At 31.5% G+C, this 14,180-nt stretch carries 10 protein-coding genes and 1 tRNA gene; 10 read left to right on the top strand and 1 reads right to left on the bottom strand.

Features of this window, described 5'->3' with window-relative positions:
• Window positions 1-111: 111 nt before the first annotated feature.
• Complete coding sequence (locus BA195_RS08935; protein WP_068704600.1) at window positions 112-1,959, top strand: PLP-dependent aminotransferase family protein; 1,848 nt, start codon at window positions 112-114, stop codon at window positions 1,957-1,959.
• A gap of 2 nt (window positions 1,960-1,961) precedes the next feature.
• Entirely contained in the window at window positions 1,962-2,321 is a 360-nt protein-coding gene (locus tag BA195_RS08940; RefSeq protein ID WP_068704601.1) for a cupin domain-containing protein, read from the top strand.
• Between the two features lie 60 nt (window positions 2,322-2,381).
• On the opposite strand, the gene trxB is transcribed toward BA195_RS08940, so the two are convergent.
• Window positions 2,382-3,320, bottom strand: a complete 939-nt coding sequence (gene trxB / locus BA195_RS08945) for a thioredoxin-disulfide reductase (protein WP_068704603.1) — start codon at window positions 3,318-3,320, stop codon at window positions 2,382-2,384.
• A 175-nt stretch (window positions 3,321-3,495) separates the two neighbouring features.
• Between trxB and BA195_RS08950 the strand changes: the two genes are divergently transcribed.
• From BA195_RS08950 to BA195_RS08985, 8 genes are all read left to right on the top strand, one after another.
• A tRNA-Pro gene (locus tag BA195_RS08950) sits at window positions 3,496-3,570 on the top strand.
• A gap of 203 nt (window positions 3,571-3,773) precedes the next feature.
• Window positions 3,774-5,033, top strand: coding sequence for a site-specific integrase (locus BA195_RS08955; RefSeq protein WP_068704605.1), 1,260 nt, complete (start codon window positions 3,774-3,776; stop codon window positions 5,031-5,033).
• Between the two features lie 54 nt (window positions 5,034-5,087).
• A complete protein-coding gene (locus tag BA195_RS08960; RefSeq protein WP_068704607.1) occupies window positions 5,088-5,501 on the top strand; it encodes an HYC_CC_PP family protein in 414 nt (137 codons plus the stop codon).
• A gap of 108 nt (window positions 5,502-5,609) precedes the next feature.
• The gene (locus BA195_RS08965) at window positions 5,610-9,317 is read left to right on the top strand and encodes an efflux RND transporter permease subunit (RefSeq protein ID WP_068704609.1); all 3,708 of its coding nucleotides are present in this window, start codon (window positions 5,610-5,612) and stop codon (window positions 9,315-9,317) included.
• Window positions 9,314-10,537, top strand: a complete 1,224-nt coding sequence (locus BA195_RS08970; protein ID WP_068704610.1) for a TolC family protein — start codon at window positions 9,314-9,316, stop codon at window positions 10,535-10,537. Before BA195_RS08965 ends, BA195_RS08970 begins: the two co-directional genes overlap by 4 nt.
• A gap of 27 nt (window positions 10,538-10,564) precedes the next feature.
• Window positions 10,565-11,158: a DUF3347 domain-containing protein gene (locus BA195_RS08975; RefSeq protein WP_068704612.1), complete on the top strand. Its 594-nt coding sequence runs from the start codon at window positions 10,565-10,567 to the stop codon at window positions 11,156-11,158.
• The gene (locus BA195_RS08980; protein WP_068704614.1) at window positions 11,159-11,614 is read left to right on the top strand and encodes a heme-binding domain-containing protein; all 456 of its coding nucleotides are present in this window, start codon (window positions 11,159-11,161) and stop codon (window positions 11,612-11,614) included.
• A 73-nt stretch (window positions 11,615-11,687) separates the two neighbouring features.
• Window positions 11,688-14,180 (top strand): heavy metal translocating P-type ATPase, encoded by a 2,493-nt coding sequence (locus BA195_RS08985; protein WP_068704616.1) that lies wholly within the window; start codon window positions 11,688-11,690, stop codon window positions 14,178-14,180.

Genomic DNA, 14,180 nt, shown 5'->3' on the forward strand with positions numbered 1-14,180 from the left:
CCGCTGTTTCTATAAAAAAAACACATGTTAAATGCTTATTAAAACAACAGTTTAGCAATTGATAAAAAATTGAATTAGCGTATATTGCATACCTATTATAAAGAGGTTATCATGCAAGAAAATAAAGTAGTAAATTATATTGAAAATGTTTTAAAAAACATGCCTACTGGATGGTTAGACACCACAACACATCGACTAGATATTTATAATGAAAGTTTAGCTAAAGTCGAATTTTTAGAGCAATTTGAAGCTTTATTTAACACAAACAATTCTAATACTATTAGCTTAAACGAGTTGCCAACAGCTTATGATTATATAAGGTTAGGCCACCCTTTATCATGTGTTTTAGAATGGTTTGCTGCAAAACTAAATAAACTTAACTCTGAAAATGTAATTAGTTTCGATTCTAAAACAATTCCTGTTTTAGCGGTTTTAAGAAAAAATTTATTAGAAAATAAAAACACTCGAATTTTATACACAAATAAGCTTCCAAATTCTTTTGATACTGATGTAATTAAAAATATTTATGGATATCAATTCGAATTAACAAAAATTGAAACTCTCAATGATATTTCTGATTTTGAAGGAACTACTATTTTTGTTACTGAAGAAAACAGGATTACCAATATAAACCTAAATACTAATATTGATTTTTTCATCAATACGTATAAAAATTTAGGAAGTATTTTATTAGTAAACGGAAAACAAAACGAGGCTTATATTTCAGACATACAACATGTAAGAAGAAGAGAAACAATTGCTATGACACCTGCAAATTGTTTTACCCTTTTAAATTCATTGATCAATGAAAAATCTTTTAAAAATGATATTGATAATAAAGTTGATGTTAATAAAAATAGTGTCTTAAAGTCAATTAAACAAATCACTGCTACAAATACTACACCGTTAGTTGCTTCAAGTGGATTATCAATTCAGTACGCAATTTTAATGGGATTGATACATGATGCCTTAGAAAATCATAAAGGAAAAACTATTCAAATTATTGTTCCTCCAAACTGTTATGGTGGTACCAATGACCAAGCAAGACGAGTTGCTGCTTGCATTAAAAATGTAGAAATTGTTGATTTACCTGTTGATGGTGATAATGATATGGTACAAAGTATTGACATTGTTTTAAGAAAAGCTGCAAGCATAGATGCGATACCTTATATTATTGCCGAAATACCAACCAACCCAAGAGTAGAAGTTCCTAATTTATTAGATTTAAGAAATGTTTTAAGTAAAGAACGAAAAACTCCATCAGGAAAAATTGCTGTAGACCCTGTTTTTATTTTAGACCAAACATTTTGTCCGAATGTTCACTTTTTAGGCGAAAACGAAATTTTATCAACAGTAAGAACTATTTCATTTGCAAGTGGATCTAAATTTCCGAGTGGAGGAAAATGTACAGCAGGTTACTGTGTAGGAAATGAAAACACCATTCCTTTAATGGAAAAAATTGCTACACATTTAAGTATTTGTGATAATGAAGCAACCGCGCTCCAATATGAGATATTAGCAAAACAATTACCTACAATGAACCAACGAATTAGCGATGCTTATAAAAACACGCGCGAATTTGTAAACTTTATTCAAGAAGTATTACCTGATGCTAAAATAAATTTTGTTTCAGATGAATTAGCCAATGAAGGATTTACGCCTTCTGTTTTTTCTTTAGATCTTCCTACAAAAGGAGCTACTGATGAAGAAAGAGAGAACTATAAAAGAGCTTTAAATTTAAAGTTAATCAATTTAATGATTAGTGAAATTCCGAATGAAAGTAAATACTGTGTAAGTTATGGACAGTTAAAAGGTTGTTACTGGACCATACCTGCAACTTCAACACAAGGAACTACTAAAGAAGGTGATAAAGATTATATTGCCCGTGTAGCACTTTCACCAAAGATGGATCTTGAACGTCATAAAAAAGTGTTTTTAGATTTTGTGAAAATTATTTAATTATGAATATAAATGAAGAATTTAAGACAGTTAAAAATTATTTTTCTCCTAAAATAATATCCCAAGTTAATGATCAATATGTAAAGTTAGCTAAGATTAAAGGAGAAGATATTCCTTGGCATAATCATGAAAATGAAGATGAGTTATTTTTTATTTCAGAAGGTTCTTTATTAATGGAGATAGAAAACAAACCGAGTTTTATGATGAGTAAAGGCGATTTATTTGTGGTTAAAAAAGGTGTAAATCACCGAGTTTCAGCAAAAAACGAATGCCATATTATGCTTATTGAAAGTAAAACTACCAAACATACGGGTACTATAAAATCAACTATAACTAAATCATTAGAAGACCAAAATTATTAACAAAAAAAAGAGCTTTCAAATATGAAAGCTCTTTTTTATCCTTTAGTGTAATTTAGTTACTTATTCTAAAGCTCCTAAGTAACGCTCAGCATCTAAAGCGGCCATACAACCAGAACCTGCTGCTGTAACTGCCTGGCGGTACTCTTTATCTTGAATATCACCTGCTGCAAAAACTCCTGGCAAGTTTGTTTTAGATGATTTTCCTTTGGTAATTAAATAACCTACTTCATCCATATCTAAAACACCTTTAAATAAATCAGAATTTGGTTTGTGTCCTATTGCTATAAAAGCTCCTGTAACAGCTATTTCTTTTTTGTCATTGGTTTGATTATTTACAACACGAACCCCCTCAACAACATCTTTTCCTAAAACCTCATCTAATTCGGTATTATACAATACTTCAATATTTTCAGTTTTATTTACACGGTGCTGCATTGCTTTAGAAGCTCTCATATGATCTTTACGTACTAACATTGTAACTTTATTACAAATATTAGCTAAATATGTTGCTTCTTCTGCTGCTGTATCTCCTGCTCCAACTACAATAACATCTTGTCCTTTATAAAAGAACCCATCACAAGTAGCACAAGCTGATACTCCACCACCTATTAAACGTTGCTCACTTTCTAATCCTAAATATTTAGCGGTTGCCCCTGTTGAAATGATTATTGTTTCTGCTTCAATCTCAGTAGACTCATCAACAATAACTTTATGAATTCCACCAACCTCTGTGTTTAAATCTACTTTGGTAACCATACCAAAACGAACATCTGTTCCAAAACGTTCCGCTTGTTTTTGTAAATCATTCATCATTGCCGTTCCATCGGTTCCATCTGGGTAACCTGGGTAATTATCTACTTCGGTAGTTGTAGTTAACTGTCCTCCCATTTGCATTCCAGTATACATAACTGGTTTCATATCTGCTCTCGCGGCATATATTGCTGCTGTATATCCTGCTGGTCCTGAACCAATAATCAAACATTTAATTTTCTCTGCCATCGTTTAAGTTTTTATAGTATTACAAATGTAATTTTTTTTTATTGCTAATGTATTTTTTTGATATATATTTTGATTATTAGACGATAAACTAAAATTATCTTACGTTTTAAAAATTTCTTTTATTTTTTGTTTCAGATATGTTTATTTTTTATACATTTGCACACCGATAATTATTCGGGGTGTAGCGTAGCCCGGTCATCGCGCCTCGTTTGGGACGAGGAGGTCGCAGGTTCGAATCCTGCCACCCCGACAAAATTAATAATCAATTAACATCAAAACCTTGGTAATCGTAAGATTATCGAGGTTTTATGATTTTTAAGCAATCATAAGATTTGATATTATTTGATTAAAAAAGTGACCTATTCGGTTACCATTTTATAATAGGTATATAGGTAACCGAATTATTGATTTGACTTTCGTCAGTAAACAAATGTTTAACTAAAGACGAAAGATATGAAAACTTCGACAACGTTTAGTATTCTGTTTTGGCTCAAACTATCAAAAGCTAAAAATGGAAAAGCACCTCTTTATGCACGTATAACGGTAAATGGGAAAAGAGCAGAAATTAGCCTCAAACGAAAAATTAAAATTGAATTTTGGAGCTCTGCCAAAAACAAAGTAAAAGGAACCAACCAAGAGGCTCGAATTATTAACGCATATTTGGACCAGGTATCTTCAGAGCTTCACCAATCCAAAAACGAATTAAAATCCGAAGGTAAGATTACTTCAGCTCAAACCGTTAAGGCTCGTTACCTAAAAGAAGATGAACAAAATTATTCTTTAAATGATATCATAAAATATCATAATGAAGATATGGTAGGGAAACTCAAATGGGGTACTCAAAAAAATTACTTCACAACACAAGGGTACATTGCAGATTTCATTTTTGTAAAATATAAAGTTACAGATATGTATTTAAAGCAATTGGATTATAATTTCATTTTAAAGTTTGAAAAATACTTAAGAAATTTCACACCCACAGATCACCAAAAACCAATGGGTAACAATACTGTAATGAAGCATATTGAACGCTTTAGAAAAATGATTACACTATCTTATAAACTGGAATGGATTGAAAGAGATCCGTTTATAAACTTCAAATCTAAATTTGTAAAAGTAGAAAGAGGCTATTTAACTGAAATGGAATTGAACGAAATTGAAGAAAAAGATTATTCAATTGAAAGACTACAATTAGTAAAGGATCTATTTGTTTTCGCCTGTTACACCGGCTTGAGTTATATTGATGTAATAAACTTAACAGCAAGTGATATTAATTATGGTATAGATGGCGAGTTGTGGTTAATTATGAAAAGAGAGAAAACAAACAATGCCTTACGAATTCCTATACTACCTAAAGCACTTACTTTAATTAATAAGTATAAAGAAAATCCAAAATCATTAGCAAATGCTACTGTATTTCCAAAAATGTCAAACCAAAAATTAAATGCTTATTTAAAAGAAATAGCAGATTTATGCAGAATAGAAAAGAATCTAACATTTCATCTGGCACGACATACATTTGCTACAACAGTAACTTTAAGTAATGGCGTACCTATTGAAACAGTATCTAAACTTTTAGGTCATTCTCGCATTTCAACAACACAAATTTATGCTAAAGTGATTGAACGTAAGGTAAGTGATGATATGAAAACATTAAGAGCAAAATTTGAGAAAGGTGTAAAAACAACCAAAAACCAATCAAGTTTTATTTAAAGCAAAGTTAAAATCTATTCAAATTGAATTAAATTTTATACCTTTGTTTTCAATATGAAACAAGTATTCCATAAAATAATGTCACTTTTAATGGCTTTTGTAGTGTTATTTTCTACAATGTCATTTACTGTAGATATGCACTATTGTGGAGATACTTTAATGGATACAGCTATATTCCATAAAGCAGAAACCTGTGGAATGGAAATGGAAAACCCATTAACTGATGGGTGTTCTATAACAAAAAAGAATTGTTGTAGTGATGAACAATTAGCTGTTGATGGTCAAAATGAATTACAACTTCAAGTTGATAAAATTACTTTTGAGCAGCAGGTATTTATTGCTTCTTTCGTATATACTTACATTAACCTTTTTGAAGGGTTAGATAATAACGTATCTTCTTTCGAAGAATACGAACCACCACTTGTCGTCAAGCAAATCTTCAAGATTGACGAGACTTATTTAATTTGATTTTTAAACATTAGACTGTTTTATCCTATGGCTGTATGTCATAAGGATGATTTTTTGTATTCGGTGTTTTCTTAACACCTATGTCTAACTGTTTAATAATCAAAGACAATGCTAAATAAAAGCATCAAATTTTTAATAGAAAATAAACTCGTAGCAGTATTATTACTTGTTCTCTTTATAGGCTGGGGAACGGTAAATGCACCATTTAATTGGGAAACAGGATTTTTACCAAGTAACCCTGTAGCTGTAGACGCTATTCCCGATATTGGAGAGAACCAACAAATAGTATTTACTAAATGGGATGGTCGTTCACCACAAGATATAGAAGACCAAATAACCTATCCATTAACAACATCTTTACTCGGTATTCCAGGAGTAAAAACCATTCGTAGTTCGTCTATGTTTGGCTTTTCAAGTATCTATATCATTTTTGAAGAAGATATTGAGTTTTACTGGAGTCGTAGTAGAATATTAGAAAAACTCAACTCGTTACCAAGCGGATTATTACCCGAAGGTGTTAATCCTGCTTTGGGTCCAGATGCCACAGGATTAGGGCAAATTTTTTGGTACACATTAGAAGGTCGTGATGAAAACGGAAATGTAACAGGTGGTTGGGATTTACAAGAATTACGAAGTATTCAAGACTACTATGTTAAATATGCACTATCGTCTGCAAGTGGCGTATCAGAAGTGGCATCAATTGGTGGTTATGTACAAGAATACCAAGTAGATGTTAATCCGGAATTAATGCGTCAATACAATATTGGTTTACATCATATTGTAAAAGCAGTAAAAGAAAGTAATAAAGATATTGGTGCACAAACTTTAGAAATTAATCAAGCCGAATATTTAGTTAGAGGTTTAGGTTATGTAAAATCTATTTCCGACATAGAAAATGCAGTAGTTACTTCCGAAGATTACACAGCGATTAAAATTAAAGACATAGGAAAAGTGTCTTTAGGTCCTGCAACTCGAAGAGGATTACTGGACAAGGAAGGTGCAGAAGTTGTTGGTGCTGTCGTAGTAGCGCGATATGGTGCGAATCCAATGGAAGTTATCAATAATGTTAAAGAAAAAATTAACGAATTAAGCGCAGGACTACCTTCAAAAGTATTAGCCGATGGCAGAACTTCACAAGTAACTATTGTTCCTTTTTATGACAGAACAGAACTCATTCAGGAAACTTTAGGGACACTTAATGAAGCCCTAACATTAGAAATACTAATTACTATTTTAGTTATAATCATTATGGTATTTAATCTTCGAGCTTCTGTATTGATTTCTGGCTTACTACCAGTTGCTGTATTAATGGTTTTTATAGCAATGAAACTCTTTGGTGTAGATGCTAATATTGTGGCTTTATCAGGTATCGCTATTGCTATTGGTACAATGGTAGATGTAGGTGTAATACTTTCAGAAAACATCATTAGGCATTTAGATGAAAACAAAGATAAACTGCCTATAAATAATGTGGTTTACAACGCAACAGCAGAAGTATCTGGAGCAATTGTAACAGCAGTTATGACAACCATTATAAGTTTTATTCCTGTATTTACAATGATTGGAGCTGAAGGAAAATTATTCAGACCATTAGCCTTTACTAAAACATTTGCTTTAACAGCTTCAATTATTGTAGCGTTGTTTTTAATTCCACCCTTTGCTGCATTTTTATTTAAAAAGAAAAACATTAAAACCAATTTCAAATATGTTTTAAATGGGGTTTTAATAGCATTAGGAATTATTGCCACAGTCTATGGTTATTGGTTAGGTTTAATCTTGGTAGCTTTTGGAGTTACAACACTATTAAGTGTTCAAAAAATGATAAGCGAAAAACAAGCAAATCTTATTAATATTATCATATCTGTATCTGCTATTGTGTTTTTATTAGCTGAATATTGGAGACCTTTAGGTGTAGATAAAAGCATCTTTTGGAATCTCATTTTTGTAAGTATTATTTGCTTTGGTTTATTAGGTGTTTTCTCATTATTCATAAGGTATTATACACGTATTTTAAAATGGTGTTTGAACAATAAACTAATATTCTTATCCATACCAACAGCTATTGTAATAGCAGGTTTTTTCATAATGAAAAATACAGGCAAAGAATTTATGCCATCTTTAAATGAAGGTTCTTTTTTATTAATGCCAACTTCAATGCCACATTCTGGAGTCGAAGAAAACAAACGTGTTTTACAACAGTTAGATATGGCTGTAGCAAGTATTCCAGAGATAAAAACCGTAGTTGGTAAAGCAGGTCGTACAGAATCAGCTTTAGATCCAGCGCCTTTGTCTATGTATGAAAATATTATTCAGTATAAATCAGAATATATGCTGAATAAAAACGGAGAACGTCAACGTTACAAAGTAAATAATGATGGTTTATTTGAATTAAAAGATGGACGTTTCATCGCTAATCCTAATAATACAGAAAATGTCACTTTGAGCGCTGTAGAAAGGTCGCAATTAATAGAAGATAATAATGGCGAATTTTATCGAAACTGGCGACCAGAAATAAAATCACCAAACGATATTTGGAATGACATTGTAAAAGTTACCAAGTTACCAGGCGTTACTTCTGCACCTAAACTACAACCTATTGAAACACGATTGGTAATGCTGCAAACAGGTATGCGTGCACCAATGGGAATAAAAGTTAAAGGTCAAGATTTAAAACAAATTGAAGCCTTTGGTGTACAGTTAGAAGGAATTTTAAAACAAGCTGATGGTGTAAAAGACGAAGCTGTTTTTGCAGACCGTATTGTAGGAAAACCTTATTTACTTATTGATATTGATAGGGAAAAAATTGCACGTTATGGTATATCTATACAAGATGTACAAGAGGTGCTAAAAGTAGCTGTTGGTGGTATGGTTTTAACCCAAACTGTTGAAGGTAGGGAGCGTTATGGAGTACGTGTTAGATACCCAAGAGAATTAAGAGCTAATCCAACCGATTTAAAGCAAATCTATGTGCCAGTTGAAAAAGGCAGTCCAGTACCATTAAGCGAATTGGCAACCATTAGATATGAACAAGGGCCACAAGTTATTAAGAGTGAGGATACTTTTTTAGTAGGCTATGTATTATTCGATAAAATGGATGGCTTTGCAGAAGTAAATGTTGTTGAAAATGCACAAGCTTTAATTCAGCAAAAAATAGATTCAGGCGAATTGGTAGTACCAAAAGGGGTTAATTATCAATTTACAGGAAGCTATGAAAATCAAATAAGAGCAGAAAAAACTTTATCGGTTGTAGTGCCTTTGGCATTGGCTATTATTTTCTTAATACTCTATTTTCAATTCCGTTCAGTAGGTACATCATTAATGGTATTTACTGGTATTGCAGTTGCTTTTGCAGGTGGTTTTTTAATGATCTGGTTATATGGTCAAGATTGGTTTTTAAACTTCAACTTTTTTGGCGAAAATCTGCGTGATTTATTTCAGATGCATCCAATTAATTTGAGTGTTGCTGTTTGGGTAGGCTTTATTGCACTTTTCGGAATTGCAACCGATGATGGTGTAGTTATGGCAACGTACTTAACTCAAATATTTGAAAGGAATACACCAAAAAACAAAAAGCAAATCAGAGCAGCTGTTGTTGAAGCAGGAGAAAAACGTATTAGACCGTGTTTAATGACTACTGCAACAACCATATTGGCATTATTACCAGTATTAACCTCAACAGGTCGTGGTAGTGATATTATGATTCCTATGGCAATACCAAGTTTTGGAGGTATGCTAATTGCCTTAATCACCTTATTTGTAGTACCAGTTTTATACAGCTGGAAAGCAGAAGCTCAACTAAAAAGAACATCAAAATGAAACATATAAAAACAATCTTTTTTCTTTTTTCTTTTCTCTTTGTTCTCAAAGGAAATGCACAAGAATTACAAACTTTAATCGATGAAGCTTTGGTAAACAATCCAGAGATTCAAAAATTCGAGTTACAGCACAAGAGAGTTTCAGAAAAAGTAAATGAAGTTAATACCATTCCAAATACCGAATTTGGAGTAGGTTATTTTGTAAGTGAGCCAGAAACAAGAACTGGAGCCCAACGCTTTAAAGTTTCTGCAAAACAAATGTTGCCTTGGTTTGGCTCAATAACAGCAAGAGAAAATTATGTAAGTTCTTTAGCTGAAACTAAATATGAAGATATTGTAATTGCCAAACGTAAATTAATGGTTTCGGTATCACAATCGTATTACAAGTTATATACTAATAAAGCAAAACAAAAAGTATTAACTAACAATATCGAACTCTTAAAAACTTACGAAACAATGGCTTTAACTTCTGTCGAAGTTGGCAAAGCTTCAGCAGTAGATGTGTTACGATTACAGATGCGTCAAAATGAATTACAACAATTAAAAGAAGTGTTGCAACAACAATTTTTAGCAGAACAAACAACCTTAAATAAACTTTTAAATAGAGAAAAAGAGGTTTCTATAGTTGTTGTTGATAAATTAAATATGCCTTCTGAAGATTTTGAAATCACTTTTGAAAATTTAGCATTGCATCCTGAATTATTAAAATATGATAAACTCTTTAAATCCATTGAACAATCAGAATTATTAAACCAAAAAGAAAGCAGTCCTATGATTGGTTTTGGATTAGATTATATCAATGTGGCGAAACGTCCAAATATGGACTTTAGCGATAATGGAAAAGATATTGTAATGCCAATGGTGTCTTTATCAATACCAATATTTAATAAAAAATATAAATCGAAAACAAAGCAAAACGAGTTACAACAGCAGGAAATTACTGCACAAAAACAAGAACGCTTAAATACTTTGGAAACGCTTTTAGATAAAGCAATAAAAGAAAGAGTGTCTGCAAGAATAAGTTATAAAACTCAAACCAAAAATTTGAAGCAAGCTAATGATGCAGAGCAAATATTAATCAAAAGTTACGAAACAGGAACAATTGATTTTAATGATGTTTTAGACATTCAAGAACTGCAATTAAAGTTTCAAATGAATCAAATAGAATCGATTAAAACTTATTATTTACAAACCACAATCATCAATTATTTAAGCAACTAAAAACAAGTATAATTTAAAACAATAAAAATGAAATATTTAAAAACAATAGTAGCAATTTTAGTAATCTCTTTAATAAATCTTACAATAATTTCTTGTAAAGATGCAAAAAAGGAGAATACTCAAGACAGCATAGTTCATTCAGAAATGAACCATAACAAAATGGATAAATCCAATAATATGATGGATGATAATTCACAAAATTCAGGTGTTCAAAAAGTGTTAGCAGACTATATGATACTTAAAGATGCTTTAGTAGAAACCGACAAAAACAAAGCTGCTAAAGCTGGCGATAAATTGAACAATACTTTGAGCAAATTTGAAATAAATGGTTTTACTGTTGAACAGCAAAAAGAACTTAAAGATATTATTACAGATGCCAAAGAACACGCAGAACATATTGGTAGAAGTGAAATAGATCACCAAAGAGAACATTTTAAAACATTGAGTAAGGATATTATGGATATGGTTGCAATTACCGGTACTAAAAATACTTTATATCAACAATTTTGTCCAATGTATGATGGTGGCAGCGCTTGGTTAAGTTTGAACAAGGAAATTAAAAATCCTTATTACGGTAGTAAAATGCTGAAATGTGGTAAAGTGCAAAAAGAGATTAACTAAATGAAAATTGTAAAAATCATAGCATTGGTTTTAGTGGTGTGTTTTGTAGGCATACAGTTTATGCCTACAGAACTAAACCAAAGTAATATCGTACCAAAAACAGATTTTTTATTGGTAAATAATACACCTAAAAATATCAATACATTATTGCAAACGTCCTGTTATGATTGTCACAGTAATAATACAAGCTATCCTTGGTATAATAAAATTCAACCCATTGCTTGGTTTCTCGAAAACCATATTGCCGATGGAAAAGAAGAGCTGAATTTTAATAACTGGGACACGTATTCAACCAGAAGAAAGAATAGCAAATTAAAGTCAATTATTAATCAGATTAAGAACAATGAAATGCCACTTTCATCTTACACCTTAATTCATAAAAACGCAAAATTATCAACATCTGAAAAGACATTGGTTATTGATTATATAAAGAAACTAAAAGGCAATTTAAAATAAAGCCCTGATGTGGGAAGGAAATACTAATTAATTGGTTAATAGCCCTTCCCTTGTCAGGCACAAAAATAAAATAATGAAACACACATATCATATACACGGAATGACTTGCAACGGTTGTCGCAGTCACGTAGAAGAAACACTTTCAAAAGTTGATGATGTTTCAAACGTAAAAGTCAATTTAGAAAAATCAGAAGCTATTATTGAAATGCAATCACATATTTCAATTGAAATATTTCAAAAAGCATTAAAAGATGATGGTGGTCGATATAGTATTCATAAACAAGGTAAACACCAACCTAATAAAGAAAAAAAGCAGGAACAACCTAAAGGCAAAGGAACAGGTACATTTTATTGTCCTATGCACTGCGAAGAAGACAAAACATATAATAAAGCAGGTGATTGTCCTGTTTGTGGAATGGACTTGGTGGAAGAAAGAAGTTTAACTACTGCAAGTAGCCAATTTACGTGTCCAATGCACCCAGAAATAATTAAAGACGAAGCAGGTTTTTGTCCTATTTGTGGGATGGATTTAGTGCCATTAGAAGCGGATATTTCAGAAGAAGACAAAACCTATAAAAAACTATTAAAAAAGTTTTGGATAGCTGTAATTTTTACTGTACCAATTTTTTTAATTGCAATGTCAGAAGCATTAGATAATAATCCTTTATATAATGTTTTAGAACAAAAACAATGGAACTGGATTCAGTTTGCATTATCAATCCCTGTAGTGTTTTATGCAACTTGGATGTTCTTTAAACGTGCTTACACATCAATAAAAACAATGAACCTGAATATGTTTACTTTAATTGGTATTGGTTCGGGTATCGCGTGGTTATTTAGTGTATTTGCAATGGTATTTCCAGATGTATTTCCACAAGATTTTAAAACAGCCGATGGTAATGTATTTGTTTATTTTGAAGCTACAACGGTAATTTTAACATTAGTATTATTAGGGCAATTATTAGAAGCAAGAGCACATAGTCAAACAAGTGGAGCAATAAAAGAATTACTAAAATTAGTGCCTTCAACAGCAACATTGGTTACTAATGGAGAAGATAAAGTTATTGCAATCGATAAAATTGAAAAAGACAATTTATTACGAGTTAAGCCTGGAGAAAAAATTCCAGTAGATGGTAGTATTGTAGAAGGACATAGTAGTATTGATGAATCTATGATTACTGGAGAACCTATTCCTGTAGATAAGAGTATAGACGATAAAGTAAGTTCTGGCACAATTAACGGTACAAAGTCATTTATTATGAAAGCTGAAAAGGTAGGTTCCGAAACCTTACTTTCTCAAATTATTCATATGGTAAATAATGCAAGTCGTTCAAAAGCACCTATTCAAAAATTAGCAGATAGAATATCTAAATACTTTGTTCCAATTGTATTAGTTGTTGCAGTAATAACATTTATAGTTTGGGCTATTTTTGGTCCAGAACCTGCTTATGTTTTTGCCTTTGTAAATGCAATTGCTGTATTAATTATTGCTTGTCCTTGTGCATTAGGTTTGGCAACACCAATGTCTGTTATGGTTGGTGTTGGTAGAGGTGCACAATCTGGTGTATTAATTAAAAATGCTGAAGCATTAGAAAAAATGAATAAGGTAGATACGCTTATTGTAGATAAAACAGGTACGATTACTGAAGGAAAACCATCAGTTGAAAAAGTAATCTCAATTAATAATTTAAAAGAAGAAAAGCTACTTCATTTCATTGCTTCCTTAAATCAATATAGCGAACATCCTTTAGCAGAAGCTATTGTAAACTATGGTAAATCTAAAAATACTGTAATTACAAAAGTAAACGATTTTCAAGCTGTAGCAGGAAAAGGTGTTATAGGTACTGTTGAAAACAAAAAAGTTGCTTTAGGTAATGCAAAGTTATTAGAGCAGTTTGCCATAACTATTTCTAAAAATTTAGAAACTAATGTGGTTGCAGAACAAGAACAAGGTAAAACAGTATCGTATATAGCAGTAGATAATGAAGCTGTTGGATATGTAACTATTTTCGATGCCATTAAAACCACAAGTCAAAATGCTATTAAACAACTACAAGATAATGGTGTTGAGGTAATAATGCTAACTGGTGATAATAAAAATACTGCAAAATCGGTAGCAGAACAATTAAACCTTAAACACTATAAAGCAGAATGTCTTCCAGAAGATAAATTGAATGAAATTGATAAACTTCAACAAAAAGGAAGTGTTGTAGCAATGGCAGGTGATGGTATTAACGATGCGCCAGCTTTAGCACAGTCAGATGTTGGTATTGCAATGGGTACAGGTACAGATGTAGCTATTGAAAGCGCTTCAATTACGTTAGTAAAAGGAGATTTACAAGGTATTGTAAAAGCTAAAAAATTAAGTCACGATGTTGTTAAAAACATAAAACAGAATCTCTTTTTTGCTTTTATATACAATGTATTGGGTGTGCCCATTGCAGCAGGTGTTTTATACCCAATATTCGGGTTATTACTATCACCAATGATTGCAGCTTTAGCAATGAGTTTTAGTTCAGTATCAGTAATTGCAAACGCATTAAGATTAAGAAATATTAAAATATAG

This window comes from Tenacibaculum soleae, from assembly GCF_001693415.1.
Lineage (GTDB): Bacteria > Bacteroidota > Bacteroidia > Flavobacteriales > Flavobacteriaceae > Polaribacter > Polaribacter soleae.